We start from the raw sequence: 16,986 nt of genomic DNA on the forward strand, positions 1-16,986 counted from the left end.
GATTTTCGCCATTGATCAGATCGTAAAAATCGGACTGAGTTCCCTCAAGTGATCTACTATTTTGAATTCTTATTTAGGGTGGCGGCAACCATCACCCGGTTTAATGTCTAATCTACCTATTTTAGTCTTACCATATTTCCATAGCTCACGGGCAGATTGCTCATAAATATCTGGCCTATCCTTCTGTAAGCAATAAAAAAATGCCGCTGGGCCACATAAACTAGCCCATCCTTGCCTTGGATAAGTTTTTCTTGCAATTCTACCCTGAATTTCCGATTCAAATTTATTTTTTTCAAACGGATCTTTTTCATGACCAATTGGATATTCTTTAGCAATAAAGGGTCTTTCAGGAATAGTGATCTTTAATTCAATAGTATTATCCCCGTCGCTGACTGGCTTTGTTTCAGCCGTACTTTCAAAATAACACGCATTTTCCCGTTTGTTATCGGAACAGGCTTTACCTGCGACGAATTCACCAAGGGTATACATTTTTTAGCCTTATTCTGGTCGGCTACCCAGTTAGCTGATTATTTGGTGAGGACAACAGGCTGTCGAGCGCCGTTTTATGCTTCGGAGTAAGCTGGGTATTCAGTGCTGTAAATACTTGTTTGTCGCCACTGGCCATCGCTTCTGCACAGGTGCGATCCAACACTTCCATACCGGAAATAATAATGCAGTTTTGCTGAAGATAGTCCAAAAGTTCTTCAGCCAGCAGGATACCTTTATCGGTACGTGTCGCGAGCGGGATAAGATGACCGATACAATCCTGCTGGATCTGTTTTGTAAACGTTCTCAGATTAATATAACGGTATAGTTCCGTTAAATGCTCCCTCCAGGTGGTATCACGCCCCAAAGCATAATCCTGCCAGAATTCATCCGACAAATTGAGCCTGCTGGCGATGCTTTTCAATAATGAAACGGGGTGTGGTGAATTTATATCCGGAATAAAACCGATGCTTCTCAAACAAAAAAGAAGAACAGCAAACCCCATTTTATTTTCAGATTTTCTGTGTGCATTAATCAGAGCAACATCCTGCTCACTGAAATATGTCATACGGGTCAGGGTCAGTTCATCTTCAGGTAAAGCCAGCAATGATTATCTTTCTGTCGGCGAAAGAACCTGTTTCCTTGACATATAGTTTTTTATAGTGATTATTAGTTAATTTACTAGAGCACGAAATGTATGCCGCTTAAGGGTACACTCAGGCACCATAGATAGAATGTGACGGCATCGTATTAATGAAATAACATCATTGACTTCGATGTGTCAGGGGGTAAGCTCTTGGTGTTGGTAGAACCCGTAGATGAAATCGGATAGAAGTCCTCTTGCTGAGTATTCTCAAAGATCATTGTTTATCTCTACTGCAGAAAAGAAACATTCTGGTTTGCTTGGCCATGAATCTTGTTTTTCATGGGCAGAAATATACCAGCATTTTTAGCTGCGAGCTATCTGGGACAGGCATTGGTAGGGTTGGTTATGTGTGATAACACTGGTGAGATGATTCGACTGATGCGCCTCATCTATATTATAGAGCGCTTTTGTAAGAGGCGATGATTGAGCGTTACGCTCATCTACATGCAAGTGGGGTTATTACAAATGCTGTAACTACCTCATTTGCTTGCTCGATTAAATGCACCCTTCAATCGCCGGTAAACCATCCTAAAAGTTTGCATCCCGTTCAGCGGGATACTCATCAGCGTCGAATTATAAACTGGAGAAACCATGGCTAATCCCTACCGCGAACTTCTCACAACCCCCGGCGCCATGGGGTTAGTGATCGCGAGTTCCATTGTCCGTCTGCCACAGGCAATGATCGGCATCGGCATCATTACCATGTTGGTGCAGCAGACGGGTCTTTATTGGCTGGCTGGCTCAATCGCCGGCACATTTGCTCTGACGAATGCGCTTATCGGCCCGCAGATATCGAAACTCGTTGATCAGCGGGGCCAGAGTCGAGTTCTGCCCTTTATGACCGCCTTCAGCATTGGTATGCTGCTGGCGCTGATAATTGCTGTCTATATGAGTGCTCCGACTCTACTGCTTTTTATTCTTGCGGCATTGGTGGGCACGATGCCAAGCATGCCCGCTATGATAAGAGCACGCTGGACGCAGCTTTTCCGTGGCAAGCCGCAATTACACACGGCCTTTTCCCTGGACACTGTTCTAACTGAACTCGCTTTTATAATCGGCCCACCACTCACTATTGGCCTGAGCACCAGTTTTTTCGCCGAAGCCGGACCTCTTGTTGCCGTGTTGCTTCTGATCATCGGCGTGACAGTATTTCTTCTGCAGCGGGAGACCGAACCGAAGGTCGTCGTAGGCATCAGGAGGAACGCAAGCTCGACCTTACTTATCCCCGGCGTTCGTACCATCGTTCTGGCGCTCCTGGCGATGGGTGTGATTGGCGGATCAATTGATGTGGCTGTGGTTGCCTTCGCCAACGCACAAGGCTGGCTAGCGTCTGCTAGTTTCATCCTGGCAGCCTATGCGCTCGGCTCAATGATCGCGGGCCTGACGTTCGGCGCATTAAGGATTTCCTTACCGATTGAAAAGCAGTTCTTCATTGGGGTACTGGTAACTTCAGTCACAGCTGTATTACCTATTTTCTCACCGGATGTCTACATCCTTTCTGGGATGCTCTTTATGGCAGGAGTGTCATTTGCACCAACGATGATCATCGTCATGAATCTTGGTACGATCATTGTTCCACCGTCCAGGATCACCGAAGGACTCACGTGGATGACGACTGGCATCAGCATCGGCGTAGCGCTTGGTAGCGTACTTGCGGGCATGGTGATCGACATCTATGGCGCGCGGGCAGGGTTCGGTGTAACCATTGTCGCGGGGTTGGTCATGGTGGTTATCGTGCTTTTGGGGCTGCGTACACTTCGTGCCACGTCAGCGGTTTGCGCCGAGCCGACCTTCCTGTAATCACCCCGAACCAAGCCGCCCGCGCTGGTAGCGGGCAGCGCTTTTCGATCGTAAGCGTCCGGCAAACCCGATATTTACGCTGAATTAAAGGATTACCCTCATCATCAGTACAACGATAGCGAGCATGTGCCGTGAATCCTTCACCGGAGCTTCTTCAACCTATTGGAGAAACCTCCACACGCAAACCTGCTGCTCGCCATCCTGGGAATCCATCCCCAAGGCGTAGGGCTTTGAATCCTTTAGATCGCAGTAATGAGACCGCCTGAATAGAGAGCACGCAATATCGCCCACCACAATAAGCGAGGATATCCTGATTGCGAGGCAGTTCTCCAAGATGGTGTACGAGCGCTTCTGTTGGAATGTTGATGGCTCCCGGAATGTGTCCTACGGCGTAATCCTCTTCCGAGCGCACGTCCAGTAGTAGTACCCCTTCCTCCTGTCTGCGGAGCAGCTCTTCAACAGAGACACCTTCTAAGTGCTCCGGATGATGGACGCTGTCGGAGACAACACGCTGCATCTCGGTTTGCTGATAAGCAAGATAGTCTCGTAACGCGGCCAGTATATTCGCAACTGGGCCGTCACCAATCCGATACAGGACATGCTTGCCTTCGCGACGGGTTTGGACGAATCCTGCACGTCGCAATTGCTGCAAATGTTGTGAAGTATTGGTGATGGAGAGGCCGGATATCTCCGCCAAATGCTCTACCGAGCTTTCGTGCCGAAAGATTGCCTCAACCAAGGTCAATCGATGTGAGTGTCCAAGTGTCTTGGCGAAATCCGCCATTTCGTTAAGAGCATGAGAGGTACGATTAATCGTCTTCATAAAGTAAAAGCTTCAAATATCAACATTTGCGACATAGATAACATAATTAGTCTACTTATGCCATTGATCCATTTATTGCTGGAATGATAGATTCATGAACTAACCACAGGCTGAGCAAGAGAAGCGGGATTCGGATCAGGCATGTGCGACAAACCGGAGTGTCCCTCAATAGTACGAATCATCGCTATCGGCGCACGAAGATCGGCAAACACCATCACACCATAAACCTCTGCGAGGAACTCCAATGATCACCCATCATGCACCGATCAGCGGGATTGCCGCCTACCGCGATAAGTACGTCTTAACAGCTGGCTACGATAACCAGGTCATCCTGTGGGATGCTAACACCCAACGTCCGCTCGCCCGTGCGATGCACGATCACCTTGCGAATCAGGGCGTATTCTCACCCGATGGTGCTTACGCCGTTACCTCATCATCAGATTATAGTGCCCGGCTCTGGACTGTACCCGACCTACGGTTGGTCGCCGTGTTCGCCGATCATGAGGACGATGTAGAAATGAGCGTATTTCATCCGGATAAGCCTCTGGTCGCAACCGCTTCACGCGATCATCACGTCCGGGTGTACGATTTCAGTGGCAAGCTGCTGCACACGTTCAAAGGCCATTCAGCTGACGTCATCTCGGTTGAATGGATGCATAATGCCGACGAACTTGTCTCGTCAAGCGACGATGGTACGATCAAGCGTTGGTCACTTGAGAAAAACTGCCTCGTCGCTGACATCGATCTCGGTGGCATCGAGACCGACACTATCGCTATCGCAGCAGACGGACGCATCTTCGCTGGCAACGACGAAGGAGAGATAATTTCAATCGGTACTGACGGCTTGCAGGTGACGTTCAGGGCGCATGATGCGGGTGTGAAGCGTCTCGTGCTCGACCACAACCGGGGACTTCTAGTGTCACTGTCATACGACCGCACAATGCGGCTATGGCAAGTGAGTTCATTCGGACAGTTGGAAGAGCTCGTTAGCGCGTCGCTGCCGCCTGAAGTATGGCCGCGTTCATGCTCCTTCAAAGGTGACGATCACATTGTGTTCGCCACTTTCCAATCAGGCTATCGTCTGTACAACTGGAAAACCGATGACTGGGATTTGACTGAGCTAGCGCCGACACACGTCGTCAATGCAGCCGCGTCAGTCGACGGCCAACAATGGGCGATTGGTGATGCAGGCATTGTGTGGATCGACCAGCGTGAGCACGCACGCATGGGCAGTCTGTGCAACTTTCTCACGCCCGTAGGTGACGTGATCCTGACAGGTGGGCAACTCGGCAAAGTGTTTGATGCGCGTACGGGTCGTGAGTTGTACCAGCATCGCTCTCCACTAAACTGTGGCGTATCGTTCAAGCGCAATGGCATCGACCATGCGGTGATCGGTGCGTACACGGGCGAAGGTATTGTGCTGCGTATCGAGGGCTCGCAGGTAACGCACGTCGCTGACCTGCCATTACATGGTAACGCCGTTAAAAGTGTCGCCATCTCTGGTGATCGGCTTTTCTCCATTGCGGCTGATGCGTCAGCGGCTTGGTATCGCGTGTCGACACTTGAGCAGGTGTGCACGCTTAAGCGTGCACACGAGAAGATCGCGAATGGCTGTACAGGCCTTAATGACGGCTATTTTGCTTCGGTGAGCCGTGATCTGAAATTGCGGATATGGTCACCAAATCACCAGGCGGATATCATCGCGACTCCCCACACGCACTCGATCAAATGTGTTGCCGCAGGAGTTGACGGTCGCTATGTCGCGACTGGCAGCTATAACGGCCGGGTTGCTATTTACGACCGTATCAATAACCTCTGGGTGATCAATGTGCAGGTGACGACTGCGGGCGTGTCGTCCCTCAGCTACGATCCGATCACACATGTGTTTCTTGCGAGCTCATATGACGGCAATGTCTATCACATCCCGCTGGAGCACATATGAGCAGTAACACCGAACCACATTACATTGATACTCAGCGGACAATCATCCCCGTTGACGTTCCAAGCACGTCACCACGCGATTATGAAGAGGTGTTACGCTCGGATTTTGTGTCGAGTTATAACGAAGGGCGCGACGTCTGGACCGAAGAGACCGCAATGCAGCAGACAAGTGCGATCTTGCATGCTCACCTCGGTCGCTCTTCCGATATCCTAGACGTTGGTGCAGGTCGCGGACGTGATACTGAGTTCTTACTCGCACAAGGTCATCGGGTCACTGCAGTTGACCTCGTCGAACTTCCCGAGTGGGCACAACTGATGCAGAACTGGGGCAACCAAGTGCGATTCCGCATAACGCCAGTGACTGAGCTCGAAGATGAGAACCTTTTTGATGGTGTGCTCGACAATGGCTGCCTACATCACCAACATCCAGATGCATACATTGAGTATCTCAGGCGCATCCACGACCTTTTACGCCCAGCCGGGCTCTTCACAATATCAGTGTTTGAGTCGAAAGAACCGGGTCGGCTGTACGCAAATAAAATGCGGCGGCTTTATCGCGAGTTCACAGATTCTGAGCTTACCGAGTTGCTGCGCGTCGCGCATTTTACTCTTGTCAGTGTGCACCGTGTACCGCGCCCAACAGCCGGACTGAACTATTTGGTTCTGACAGTTAGAAAATCTGGTTCCTACTAAGGCGAGGCTATACCCATGAAACCTATGCTCGCCGGCAACCCTAACCATCTCAGTGACCGTGCAGCGATGGCGCTGCCCGAAAATCTCTTCGTTGCGCGCATGCCCACGACGGTGTTTTCAATGCATCTCGATCTATTGCAACTTGAGCCGGCAGAGTGGATCGCAATCGCACAGAATCCGTCCACATCATTTGAACGCCGTTATGCAGCGGGTACATTGCTCAGCTTTTCGGGCGATCCACGTATCCGTCCGCTTGATCCAGAAATGTGTGACGTACCCGGCGCAAGCGTTTGGCTCGGCACTGCACCGGAGCAGGTTCCACAGGTCGTTGCCGAATGGCAGCGTGTCGGCGTAATCGAGGAATGGATAGCTAAGGAATGCCCATGCTACAACGTGGAAATCAAGGCATTCCGGATTATGCGTTATCCAGTCACCAATCTCGAATATCGGCTCTTTCTTGAGCAGACGAGAGCGCCATGGTTTCCGACGTCTTGGTTCTTAGGTGTCTATCCGGGCGAACGGGCAAATCATCCCGTCTGGTCTGTCCCTCCGGAAGCAGCAGAAGCGTATGCAGATTGGCTGAGCGAAGCTACAGGTCGGCGTTTTCGGTTGCCTAGAGAAGCCGAATGGGAGTACGCAGCTTCTGGAGGCACTGGTTCCGAATATCCGTGGGGTAACGAGTTCGATCCTTACGCAGCCAATACGGTCGAAGCCGGGCCTTTGTCGACAACGCCTGTCGGTATCTTTCCTCTTGGTCGTAGCACATTTGGCATCGACGATCTCGCCGGCAATGTCGAGGAATATGTCGCCGATGATTACTCCCCCTACCCTGGTGGCGATGTGATTAACGATGACCTCGCAAGCACTCAGGGTAGCTATCGGATCGCACGTGGTGGCAGCTTCACGCGCTTTGGTGATCTGGCACGCTGTGCACGTCGTCACGGCCGCTACCAGCGTGACATCTACGCGATGGGTTTTCGGCTGGTAGAGTCGCTTTGAGCCGGGTCAGGATTGTGATTCGACCGCGTTCTGGCTGTAGTGTGAGGTGTGCCGGTTTCCCAAAAACCATATTACTTAACGAGGGACTTCAATGAGCGAGCTAGCCACTGAGACAATCTATGAGTCGACAAACGATAAAGTTGCACTGACTTCAGTCATCGACTTGGTGAAATTGTCCGATCAATACCGGCAATCGGCAGTCCTGCACTATGCCGTTGCCGAAAAGCTATTTGATTTAACGCAGGAAAGCTGCACATCGGCCAAGGTTGCCAGAAATTTCGGCATGGTCGAGGGTAAGGTGTCAATCCTGTTAAACGCGCTTGTTGCTCTCGGACTTCTAAGGAAGGACGGCAACGAGTTTTTGAACACTGAGTTGACTACGCGATACTTGACAAGTACGAGTTCCGACTACATAGGCGCGATTGTTGAGCATCAGCATCTGCAATGGGAGAACTGGCCCCGGCTTGGAGAAATTCTGCGCAGCGAAAAGCCACTCAATTTCCAACAGGAAAGTCGTTTCATGCGCGATGAGCGTGCTCGCGACGCGTTTAATGACGCGATGGTACGTCTGAGCCAGCCCATGCGTGATGTCGTGAGCGGCCTCAGTGTCTTTGCGAACGCGAATACGTCGATCGACCTTGCAGGTGGACACGGTACCTACATCGCGGAGGCGTTACACCGTCATCCACAGCTAACAGGCCAGATATGGGATCTACCAACGACCCGCGACTCTGCGCAGAAAACGATTGAAGCATACGGCCTCAATGGGCGGCTCGAGTTTTGTGAGAAAAACCTGCTTGACGCTCTCAACTTTGAGAAAGCAGCCGCCGACGTCGTTATGTTGAACGATTGCCTTCACTACTTTGATGAAACAGAGGCGCTTGCAGTGATCCGTTACGCATCCTGTCTTGTGAAGCCAGGGGGTGCACTCTTGATCCTCACAATGACAATGGATGAAAATCTTGTCACGCCCCCGCTATCTGCTGACTTCTCGCTCCACATGATGGTTAACACCAATCACGGCGAGCTACATCCGACGCAGTGGATAGCTCGTGCTGTACATGGAAATGGCTTGTCTATCAGCGAACACGCAATTGGCCGCTACACACTTCTCATCGGTCAACGCCCTGCTAGTGAGGTATAACTATGCTGACCTTCGAACTGATTAATCTTGATATTAATCCCACAGACGCGGAACAGGTCACTCGTACGTTATCCGAACAATGCACAGCGGCCGGCTACCGATTGAATATGGCAGAAGCAGACAATACAACGCCGGATGGGATATTTGTGCTTTCGCGTGGTGCGCCGATTGCGATAAACAGCAAGCGACTGGCTGAAGTTGGGCGGATTGCTGTCGCGCAGATCGGTATCGATCCGGAAAATACCGGCGATGAAGCATCTGCGGTATGGCACGAATATCCTCAGAGCATGTTCTGCTATCCTCTCTCGCTTGAGATGAAATCTGTGGACGCGTCAGCCGATGTCGCACGCGACTGGCTCGCAGGCTTCGCTACGTTTACTGCCTGCATCAAGATGTGGCGACGCTTACGCGACAAACCTGAAGATGGCCGGCCGCGCGAGCTACGTGTGAACCATATCAACATCCTCGCACAGGATCTCGACAAATCTGTCGATTTCTACCATCGGATCTTAGGCGCTTCCTATTGCTACAACCTAGGTCCAAAGAAGGTTGTGATGGAGCTAAACGGCTTCGATTTCTTTATCGAACAAACAGATACTGTTACCTACCCACCCGGCTACCATTTTGGCGTGCGCACAAACCCCGAAGGGGTCAAGTCAATCGCAGCAATAGTAGGGGCGGACGGCGATATCAAGATCGTAAAGGGCAACGGCCCAACTCTTGGCTATCATTCGGGGCCGGATCGTGTGCGTACCGCTTTCTACTTTGAAGATCCGGACGGTCTTGTAATCGAGATCTATTCTCCGGAAATTGAAATGCTTGAGAGCAACCCGCATCTCATCTCACAGCATTTTTCGCAGGCCTGATGACCATTATTCAACCTATCAACAGACGAGGTAGTCCATGAGTTCTAACAATGCCCCCTCTTGGGGGGAACTGCTTTCCGGACGCAACGGCTTGCTTTCAATCGCGCTTGCAGGGGGAGTCGCGCTACATGCGATCAATATCTATATCGCGACGACAATCCTACCGTCCGTCGTACGAGACATTGGTGGGCTTGAGTACTATGCATGGAACACCACACTGTTCATGGTCGCGTCGATTATTGGCGCGCCATTGTCCAAAAACGTGCTAAGCCGTTTCGGACCGCGTGCTGCTTATCTTGTCGCTCTCATTGTGTTCTGTGGGGGGACACTCGTGTGCGCAAGTGCAAAGGACATGTTGTGGATGCTTGTTGGACGATTTGTGCAGGGCTTCGGCGGTGGCATCCTGTTTGCACTCAGCTACGCACTCATCCGTATCGTATTCGATGGGCGGTTGTGGCCCCGCGCGATGGCGATGGTGTCCGGTATGTGGGGTATCGCAACGCTCTGCGGCCCTGCAATCGGCGGTATCTTTGCACACTCAGACACTTGGCGTCTTGCATTTATCGCTCTTTTGCCTGTTGCCGCCGTGCTTGCTGTGATCGTACTCGTCCAGCTGCCAGCCTATGAGAAATCTAGTGCACAGACGGAACGGGCCGCAATTGGCAAGATTCTGCTGCTCGGTGTATCGGTACTTATCATATCGATCGCCAGCCTGTCGAAGGAGATCTTTGCAAACATCTCCGGTGTCGCAGCTGGCCTCGTGATCGTCGTGTTGATTGCGCGCGTTGATCGTAAGTCGAAAATTAAACTGCTGCCGACCGGCGCTTACGATATACGCGCGTCTCTTGGTGCAATTTATGCGTGCATGAGCCTGCTTGTAATCGGTATGACGAGCGAGATATTCGTACCGTATTTTCTGCAAACCATCCACGGTTATCAGCCGTTAATCGCGGGCTATGCGACTGCACTGATGGCGGCAGGTTGGACGGTTGGCTCACTATTCAGTTCCGGGCGCAGCGCACAGACTGCGCAGGCGCTTGTGCGGCGTGGCCCAATTCTTGTTGTGCTTGCGCTCATCGTGCTCGCCATCATCATGCCATCGCAGCACCTGCTCGGCCCGGTTTCTAGCCTTACGTTGATGTGCGTGGCGCTCGCAGCGGTTGGGGCCGGTATTGGTGCCGCCTGGCCGCATCTGCTCACACAGGTGTTTACAAACGCGCCTGCTGGCCAGGAAGATCTTGCGTCGACGTCGATCACGACCGTGCAACTGTATGCGACAGCCATTGGTTCTGCATTTGCAGGCATCGTAGCGAATCTTGCCGGATTCTCTGACCCAGGCGGTTTGGCTGGCGCTCAAAGTTCCGCTATGTGGCTGTTCGCAGTCTTTGCAGTTGCTCCGGTGCTCGCTACGTTTGTCGTACGCCGTGTACGCCTCACATAAACGCGCCGAACGTCTGCCCACAAGAACCAATTAATGAGGACTCATCATGGACCCGGTAACCGGAATCGCTCTATTTAAGGCTCTGCATGCGTTCGGGATCGCCGGATGGGCGACAATAGGCATGATCAATAATGTGCAGTCATTCACAGTGACGACGGGTACAGTAGGTCGCATGATGAGCATGACGCTGCTCAAACAGGAACCACCCGTGAATACTCCGTTGCTGCGTCGTGCAACAACATCACGGGCGATACATAGCGCTGCGCTTGCTGTCATTGTGGTATTGCAGGCACTTACCGCTATTGTCATGTGGAGCGGCGGCTATTTGCTACTGACAACGGCTGCATCACACCCGGACACGCTATTATGGCTCAACGTGGGTATTACCTGCTTTGCTACGTGCGCATTCGTACTGTTACTGGGTGGATTGTGGTATGGCTACTGGATACGCCAAGAAGGCCTGCAACTTACACACATCGCTATCGTCATCTGGTCGATAGCCGCATTTTTGCTGTTCCATCTCAGTATGACATCCGAGTTGATAGGAGACATTCGATGATAAATTCCCTTCCTCTTCACGACGGTGATTGCTTCGTGCAGGTTAATGATGACGTTGCCGCTAAGCTCGATGGGTTTGAACTGCGACTTCTCGCAAGCCGCGTTGTCGCGATCCGTGACAATCAATTCTTCGATCTACAAAACCTGATTGCGGGGGGAGGAGCCATTACACGAAACGGCAATCCATACGACCTACGACGCCAAAATCTCGCGGTGCTGTATTACGATCTCAGCCGTCATGGCGAACTTGAATTGCGTGAGTCTGATGCTGACGGTGCTCGCCTTGCCGTGCTCACGCCGAAAATTACCGTTGCGGCCTCGTCATCACCTATCCAAGCAGTACGGTTATCGCCCAGCGATCGCCTCGCGTTCCTGCCGTTCGAAGAGACGCGCAACGTGCCGAATATAGCAGCCGACGCGATCCATAATATATCTACACAACTTACACTGTCGCACTGGCCAGCGAACCGGACTCCCGCACGCTACAAAGCGAATCTGTCGACTGAGAGCGTACTGCGCTTTGTGCCTGACATGTCAGAGTATCCTGATGTGCGGCATGTGACGACCGACCACTTTGATCTAGACGGGCTCGCATCTGTCTACGCACTGATCGCGCCTGAGCACGCGCAGAGTCATGGACAACTTCTCGTCGACGTCGCACGGTTCGGTGATTTCTCGTGTGGCCATAGCACGAAGGCGCGCCGACTCGCATTCGCGCTGAACACAATCACTGAGCAAGCATTGCACGCCGCGGGAACGGTACCAAACGAAAGTGTGCGCATTACGGCACTTTTCCGCACGCTGCTACCGGCATTGCGTGACTTGCTGGATGCTTCTGTGATCCGCGATGCGCTTTGGCGTGACGCCGAGCAGCATCACATGGAAACGGAAGCGCTACTCGACAGTCCGAACGTGACGGTTGAGCAGTATCCTGAGATTGATCTTGCGGTATTCCGTCTGCCTACTTCTAGTGTGCCATATGTGCGCGTACCGCAACGTTACTTCGGGCTTTCGTCTATTTCCTTCCACAATCGCACGCCATTATCGACGATCGCGCTCGTCACGCAGGACGATGTGGTCGTCCATCAGCGCTATGAAGGATGGGTGGAGTTACATTCCGCTGCGCCACAGCCACGCCGTGATCTATCGATTTTAGCGCGGGCGTTACAGTCAGCCGAAACGGAAGATTGCCGCTGGCACTACGACGGTGTGCAACACATTATGCCACGGCTTGGACGCGACGGCGCACCGCTGAGTAGCTTGTCGGTAGAGACGATCGTATGCGAACTGAAACGCTTCCTCGCGATTGCACCGGCCGCTTGGTCGCCCAGTGTAGGCTGCGCCAAAGTAGTGGGGGGTTGACCTCGCTAAAAACGTTTTTCAGGTTTGTGTCTGGCTGGACGATGGTTCTTTGCCTGGAACAAAAAAATATGTTCCAGTCAAAACCATTGAACAGCAAGATATCAATGCGCTGGAAAAACGCCATGTTGAGGGACGATTTATCCAGTGCGCCTTATATCTCCGTCCTTCAGAGGCTGTCAAGTTCGTCAATATTTACCTTAATCTACAAACCGAATCATTAATTCACTTAAAGACAACAATCATAAAAAATATAAATATATAAACACCAATAAATTCGTAATATTTATAATAATAAGAGAGGTGAATGAAAAAACATTTCATTAACACTTAGATAATAAAATTGTAAAATAAATTTTACCCTACCAATTTTTAAAATCACATAAAAATATCTACCAATTAGCACTACCAATCGAACATTTATCATTAATATTGCATAAATCATGAAAGTAAAATCGAGCCGAATACCGAGTTAAACATAATCATTTTTATGAAAAAAACAGTAGGTGTGGCAGTATGGTAATAATTTATTTAATATAGGCTGCGCGAAACGCATACATTAACAAGTTTTATGCACTTATCTAACCAGAGAAAATCCATGAAAATGACATCTAAGCTATTAATCAGTTTGGCCTGTGTCGCCATGCTTGCCGGCTGTGCTCGTACTGCCCCGATATTAACGCCACAAACAACAATCATGACAAAAAATTCACTGCCAACAGTGAAGAAAGCCATTTTGGAAGCGGGGCAAAAACGTAAATGGGTAATGAATGACGTTTCTCCGGGCATTATCGATGGTCTTCTCAAAAACCGCAGCCACGATGTTAAAATACGCATTACCTATACTGATAAAAACTATACTATCCACTATGTCAGTAGCCAGAATTTGAAAGCACATGACGGAAACATTCACCGTAATTACAATCGCTGGATCAATAGCCTAGATAACGATATTCAATTACGTCTGGCAGCTATGGCTAATCAATAAACACTTATTTTACAGCCTATCCCCTGAATTTAACCCTCATGATCGATAGGCTTTAACTCTATTTCATTAGAGTTTCACTGACGTATCGGATATCTGGAATATGACCCAACCCCATAACTATGACAAAGATGAATGCAGTGCACTTGAAGCGATTACTGAAGCTCAACGTATTGCTTTTGCTCCTATGCTGTTTCAGACAGCCGTCAACCTACGCGATTTCGGTATTTTATCTTTTTTGGATAAAAATCATAAACAAGGGGCAACTAAAGACGAGATCTGTAACGATTCAGAATTAGATAGCTATGGTGTGGGTATTTTGCTGGATATGGGATTAAGTGGCAGAATTATTCTTAAGCGCGATGAGCGCTATTTCCTAAGCAAAATTGGTCACTATTTATTGCATGACAAAATGACTCGCGTCAATATGGACTTCACCCAAGACGTCTGTTACCAAGGCCTGTTTCACCTGAAAGAATCACTGCAAAAAAATAAGCCGGCTGGTTTGAAAGTATTTGGTGAGTGGCCAACGATTTACCCTGCACTCAGTCAATTACCAGAGCCTGCCAAAACAAGCTGGTTCTCATTTGATCATTTTTATTCTGATTCCGCTTTCAATGCGGCTTTAAAAACTATTTTCGCTCTGAATCCCAAATTGATTTATGACGTTGGGGGAAATACAGGAAAATGGGCATTGCGTTGTTGCCAATATGACAGTAGAGTCAGCATCACTATTCTGGATTTACCCCAGCAAATTGAATTGGCTGAAAAAAATATACTCAGCCAAGGTATGGCCGACCGTATTTCCGGCTATCCTGTCGATATGTTATCAGATTGCGAACTCCCCAAAGAGGCGGATATCTGGTGGATGAGCCAGTTCCTTGACTGCTTTTCTGAAACTCAGATTATTGGCATTCTACGCAAAATTTCAGCGGCAATGAAACCAGATGCCCGGGTTTGCATCATGGAATTATTCTGGGATTGTCAGCCTTTTGAAGCGGCAGCGTATAGCCTTAATGCCACTTCACTTTATTTTACCTGTCTGGCAAACGGCAATAGTCGTTTTTACAGCATTGAGGATTTTACTCAATTCCTCCATAAAGCTGGATTTATAGTAGAAAGTCAGATTGATCAGTTAGGGCTTGGGCATACATTACTGATCTGCAAAAAGCAGTAACGAATGGTATTTCATGAAGTTGACATTGGATATTACAGATTGGCAAGCTATTGCGCCGGGGCTTTCTACTCCAGAGGAGTGGAAAGATTGGTCTATTGGCTCACCCGCAACGATTGATGGCTCACGTTCATTGGCAAAATGTACACAATTACCCATGATGACAGCCCGCCGCCTGAGTTCTGGCAGCCGTCTTGCCGTGGATTGTGGTCTCAGTATTCTGCGCCGAAATGAAATAGACGCGGTCGTCTATACCAGCCGTCATGGTGAATTGGAGCGTAATTATCAGATCTTGGTGAATCTGGCACAGGAAGAATGTGTTTCTCCAACCAATTTTGCCATGTCAGTTCATAATTCTTCGGTTGGCAATTTAACCATTGTCGCCAAAGCACCTTTGGTCTCTTCTTCTATTTCAGCAGGCGTCGATAGCTTTCAACAAGGACTGCTAGAAGTACTGACGTTGTTCCATGCGGGTTATGGCAAAGTGCTGCTCGTCGATTTTGATGGCTATCTCCCCAGTTTTTATCACGATGTGATAGGTGCGAAGACACCCACTTATCCGTTTGCGGTTGCTTTGCTTCTGCAACAGGGGAAAAGTCTGCATTGCGAAAAACAGCCTTCATCGAATACTGAACCCGAGCTTCCCCAGAGCCTCCAGTTTCTCCACGGTTGGTTGAGTCACACACAGGGATTTACCGTTACCGGGGATCACTGCCAATGGCAATGGAATCGCTGACATGGAGCAGAAAACGGCAATTAACATGATTGAACGCATTAATTGGGTTTGGCGCCTGACTATGACAGGGGTTTGTTTTGCCTTGTTTGGTATCGGCGGCTTATTACTTTCGCTCATCTGGTTTAATTTGTTACTGGTTTTTCAACGCAATGCCGATAAACGCTGCCGCCTGGCGCGGCACAGCATTTCTGCCTGTTTTCGGCTGTTTTTTTTTCTGACAAGAAAAGTAGGCGTGCTCGATTATCATTTCGATGGCATTGAAAAAATTCGCACGGATAAAGGCTGCCTGATTGTCGCTAATCACCCAACATTGCTGGATTATGTCCTTCTGGCATCAACCTTACCGGATGTGGATTGCATCGTGAAATCTGCGCTGTTGCGCAATCCTTTTGTCAGTGGTGTGATCCGGTCTGCAAATTACCTCATTAATAGCGAAGCAGAGAGTTTACTGCCCATATGCCGTGAACGTTTAACTGCGGGTCATAATATTTTGATTTTTCCGGAAGGAACCCGCACAATTCCTGACCATCCCATCACACTCCAACGTGGCGCTGCTAATATTGCCGTACGGTGTGGATGTGATTTACGGATCGTTCATATCATATGCAGCCAGAAAATGCTGGATAAAAAGAGTAAGTGGTATCAAATTCCACCGAAAAAACCCATTTACACCATCACCGTCGGTGAACAGCTCACCCATGAAAATTTTGCTGTCGATGCTGAGAGCGGGCAAGCCGTCGCCGCCCGTCAACTCAATCGTCAGTTGACCCATTTATTAACACCCTCAAATCACTAGCTGCTGGATACGATAATGCAAGAATTACAAACTGAAATAAAAGAAATCATTATAGATACCTTGAATCTGGAAGATATCACTCCAGCCGATATTGAAACCGAAGCACCCCTGTTTGGGGAGGGTCTGGGGTTGGATTCCATTGATGCGCTGGAACTGGGTTTAGCCATCAAAAATCGCTATGGCATCGTCTTATCCGCTGAAAGCGAAGAAGTACGCCAGCACTTTCATTCAGTAGCTACACTGGCAGCCTATATTCAGTTACAGCAAGCATAAGAGCCGAATTATCCATGGAAAAACAACAAATTTTTCAAGAAGTCTCACAACTTCTGGTCAAACTGTTTGAACTATCCCCTGAGCAGATCACACCTGATGCCCGTCTCTATGAGGATCTGGAACTCGATAGCATTGATGCCGTTGATATGGTCGTTCACTTGCAAAAGAAAACAGGTAAAAAAATCAAACCTGAATCGTTCAAATCCGTACGCACTGTACAAGATGTTGTTGAGGCCGTTGAGCAATTACTGAACGAACAATAATCA

17 protein-coding genes and 1 pseudogene are annotated in these 16,986 nt (G+C 49.5%); 15 read left to right on the top strand and 3 right to left on the bottom strand.

Going from position 1 to position 16,986, the window contains the following annotated elements; genetic code table 11:
* Positions 1–69: 69 nt before the first annotated feature.
* Together NXS07_RS02455 and NXS07_RS02460 are read right to left on the bottom strand one after the other, a co-directional pair.
* Positions 70–489 carry a hypothetical protein gene (locus tag NXS07_RS02455; protein ID WP_082243290.1) on the bottom strand — a complete coding sequence of 140 codons (420 nt, stop codon included), beginning with the start codon at positions 487–489 and terminating at the stop codon, positions 70–72.
* 34 nt (positions 490–523) lie between these two features.
* Positions 524–1,093 (bottom strand): annotated as a pseudogene (locus NXS07_RS02460) (DUF4158 domain-containing protein); the annotation flags it as partial.
* A gap of 630 nt (positions 1,094–1,723) precedes the next feature.
* Between NXS07_RS02460 and NXS07_RS02465 the strand changes: the two are divergent.
* Positions 1,724–2,932 carry an MFS transporter gene (locus tag NXS07_RS02465; protein WP_258086108.1) on the top strand — a complete coding sequence of 403 codons (1,209 nt, stop codon included), beginning with the start codon at positions 1,724–1,726 and terminating at the stop codon, positions 2,930–2,932.
* Positions 2,933–3,086: 154 nt separating this feature from the next.
* Here NXS07_RS02465 and NXS07_RS02470 read toward each other — a convergent pair whose 3' ends face one another.
* Entirely contained in the window at positions 3,087–3,755 is a 669-nt protein-coding gene (locus NXS07_RS02470; RefSeq protein ID WP_038215194.1) for an ArsR/SmtB family transcription factor, read from the bottom strand.
* 244 nt (positions 3,756–3,999) lie between these two features.
* On the opposite strand from NXS07_RS02470, the gene NXS07_RS02475 reads away from it, so the two are divergent.
* The 14 genes from NXS07_RS02475 (at position 4,000) to NXS07_RS02540 (ending at position 16,983) form a co-directional block, all read left to right on the top strand.
* Positions 4,000–5,697: a WD40 repeat domain-containing protein gene (locus tag NXS07_RS02475; protein WP_038215193.1), complete on the top strand. Its 1,698-nt coding sequence runs from the start codon at positions 4,000–4,002 to the stop codon at positions 5,695–5,697.
* A complete protein-coding gene (locus tag NXS07_RS02480) occupies positions 5,694–6,389 on the top strand; it encodes a class I SAM-dependent methyltransferase (RefSeq protein WP_038215192.1) in 696 nt (231 codons plus the stop codon). The genes NXS07_RS02475 and NXS07_RS02480 overlap by 4 nt, the downstream gene beginning before the upstream one ends.
* A gap of 15 nt (positions 6,390–6,404) precedes the next feature.
* On the top strand, positions 6,405–7,388 hold the full coding sequence (locus tag NXS07_RS02485; protein ID WP_038215191.1) for a formylglycine-generating enzyme family protein: 984 nt from the start codon (positions 6,405–6,407) through the stop codon (positions 7,386–7,388).
* 91 nt (positions 7,389–7,479) lie between these two features.
* On the top strand, positions 7,480–8,532 hold the full coding sequence (locus NXS07_RS02490) for a methyltransferase (RefSeq protein ID WP_038215190.1): 1,053 nt from the start codon (positions 7,480–7,482) through the stop codon (positions 8,530–8,532).
* Positions 8,533–8,534: 2 nt separating this feature from the next.
* A complete protein-coding gene (locus tag NXS07_RS02495; RefSeq protein WP_038201478.1) occupies positions 8,535–9,398 on the top strand; it encodes a VOC family protein in 864 nt (287 codons plus the stop codon).
* A 37-nt stretch (positions 9,399–9,435) separates the two neighbouring features.
* A complete protein-coding gene (locus NXS07_RS02500) occupies positions 9,436–10,839 on the top strand; it encodes an MFS transporter (RefSeq protein WP_038201474.1) in 1,404 nt (467 codons plus the stop codon).
* Between the two features lie 46 nt (positions 10,840–10,885).
* Positions 10,886–11,398 (top strand): DUF2165 family protein, encoded by a 513-nt coding sequence (locus tag NXS07_RS02505; RefSeq protein ID WP_038215188.1) that lies wholly within the window; start codon positions 10,886–10,888, stop codon positions 11,396–11,398.
* The gene (locus NXS07_RS02510) at positions 11,395–12,759 is read left to right on the top strand and encodes a DUF6687 family protein (protein WP_258086109.1); all 1,365 of its coding nucleotides are present in this window, start codon (positions 11,395–11,397) and stop codon (positions 12,757–12,759) included. Before NXS07_RS02505 ends, NXS07_RS02510 begins: the two co-directional genes overlap by 4 nt.
* 595 nt (positions 12,760–13,354) lie before the next feature.
* A complete protein-coding gene (locus NXS07_RS02515) occupies positions 13,355–13,744 on the top strand; it encodes a hypothetical protein (RefSeq protein WP_238125697.1) in 390 nt (129 codons plus the stop codon).
* A 100-nt stretch (positions 13,745–13,844) separates the two neighbouring features.
* Positions 13,845–14,918 (top strand): methyltransferase, encoded by a 1,074-nt coding sequence (locus NXS07_RS02520; RefSeq protein WP_258086110.1) that lies wholly within the window; start codon positions 13,845–13,847, stop codon positions 14,916–14,918.
* 13 nt (positions 14,919–14,931) lie between these two features.
* Positions 14,932–15,651, top strand: a complete 720-nt coding sequence (locus NXS07_RS02525; protein WP_258086111.1) for a beta-ketoacyl synthase chain length factor — start codon at positions 14,932–14,934, stop codon at positions 15,649–15,651.
* 1 nt (position 15,652) lies between these two features.
* Positions 15,653–16,447, top strand: coding sequence for a lysophospholipid acyltransferase family protein (locus NXS07_RS02530; protein WP_038205760.1), 795 nt, complete (start codon positions 15,653–15,655; stop codon positions 16,445–16,447).
* 15 nt (positions 16,448–16,462) lie between these two features.
* On the top strand, positions 16,463–16,720 hold the full coding sequence (locus tag NXS07_RS02535) for a phosphopantetheine-binding protein (RefSeq protein WP_038186441.1): 258 nt from the start codon (positions 16,463–16,465) through the stop codon (positions 16,718–16,720).
* A gap of 14 nt (positions 16,721–16,734) precedes the next feature.
* Positions 16,735–16,983 carry an acyl carrier protein gene (locus NXS07_RS02540; protein ID WP_038186444.1) on the top strand — a complete coding sequence of 83 codons (249 nt, stop codon included), beginning with the start codon at positions 16,735–16,737 and terminating at the stop codon, positions 16,981–16,983.
* The last annotated feature ends 3 nt before the right edge of the window (positions 16,984–16,986 follow it).

Source organism: Xenorhabdus bovienii, from assembly GCF_024721015.1.
In the GTDB taxonomy this organism is placed as follows: domain Bacteria; phylum Pseudomonadota; class Gammaproteobacteria; order Enterobacterales; family Enterobacteriaceae; genus Xenorhabdus; species Xenorhabdus bovienii.

Excerpts from the sequence above, each read along its gene's own strand:
- NXS07_RS02455 (WP_082243290.1), bottom strand. The coding sequence starts at position 489 with ATGTATACCCTTGGTGAATTCGTCGCAGGTAAAGCCTGTTCCGATAAC.
- NXS07_RS02465 (WP_258086108.1), top strand. The coding sequence starts at position 1,724 with ATGGCTAATCCCTACCGCGAACTTCTCACAACCCCCGGCGCCATGGGG.
- NXS07_RS02470 (WP_038215194.1), bottom strand. The coding sequence starts at position 3,755 with ATGAAGACGATTAATCGTACCTCTCATGCTCTTAACGAAATGGCGGAT.
- NXS07_RS02475 (WP_038215193.1), top strand. The coding sequence starts at position 4,000 with ATGATCACCCATCATGCACCGATCAGCGGGATTGCCGCCTACCGCGAT.
- NXS07_RS02480 (WP_038215192.1), top strand. The coding sequence starts at position 5,694 with ATGAGCAGTAACACCGAACCACATTACATTGATACTCAGCGGACAATC.
- NXS07_RS02485 (WP_038215191.1), top strand. The coding sequence starts at position 6,405 with ATGAAACCTATGCTCGCCGGCAACCCTAACCATCTCAGTGACCGTGCA.
- NXS07_RS02490 (WP_038215190.1), top strand. The coding sequence starts at position 7,480 with ATGAGCGAGCTAGCCACTGAGACAATCTATGAGTCGACAAACGATAAA.
- NXS07_RS02495 (WP_038201478.1), top strand. The coding sequence starts at position 8,535 with ATGCTGACCTTCGAACTGATTAATCTTGATATTAATCCCACAGACGCG.
- NXS07_RS02500 (WP_038201474.1), top strand. The coding sequence starts at position 9,436 with ATGAGTTCTAACAATGCCCCCTCTTGGGGGGAACTGCTTTCCGGACGC.
- NXS07_RS02505 (WP_038215188.1), top strand. The coding sequence starts at position 10,886 with ATGGACCCGGTAACCGGAATCGCTCTATTTAAGGCTCTGCATGCGTTC.
- NXS07_RS02510 (WP_258086109.1), top strand. The coding sequence starts at position 11,395 with ATGATAAATTCCCTTCCTCTTCACGACGGTGATTGCTTCGTGCAGGTT.
- NXS07_RS02515 (WP_238125697.1), top strand. The coding sequence starts at position 13,355 with ATGAAAATGACATCTAAGCTATTAATCAGTTTGGCCTGTGTCGCCATG.
- NXS07_RS02520 (WP_258086110.1), top strand. The coding sequence starts at position 13,845 with ATGACCCAACCCCATAACTATGACAAAGATGAATGCAGTGCACTTGAA.
- NXS07_RS02525 (WP_258086111.1), top strand. The coding sequence starts at position 14,932 with ATGAAGTTGACATTGGATATTACAGATTGGCAAGCTATTGCGCCGGGG.
- NXS07_RS02530 (WP_038205760.1), top strand. The coding sequence starts at position 15,653 with ATGGAGCAGAAAACGGCAATTAACATGATTGAACGCATTAATTGGGTT.
- NXS07_RS02535 (WP_038186441.1), top strand. The coding sequence starts at position 16,463 with ATGCAAGAATTACAAACTGAAATAAAAGAAATCATTATAGATACCTTG.
- NXS07_RS02540 (WP_038186444.1), top strand. The coding sequence starts at position 16,735 with ATGGAAAAACAACAAATTTTTCAAGAAGTCTCACAACTTCTGGTCAAA.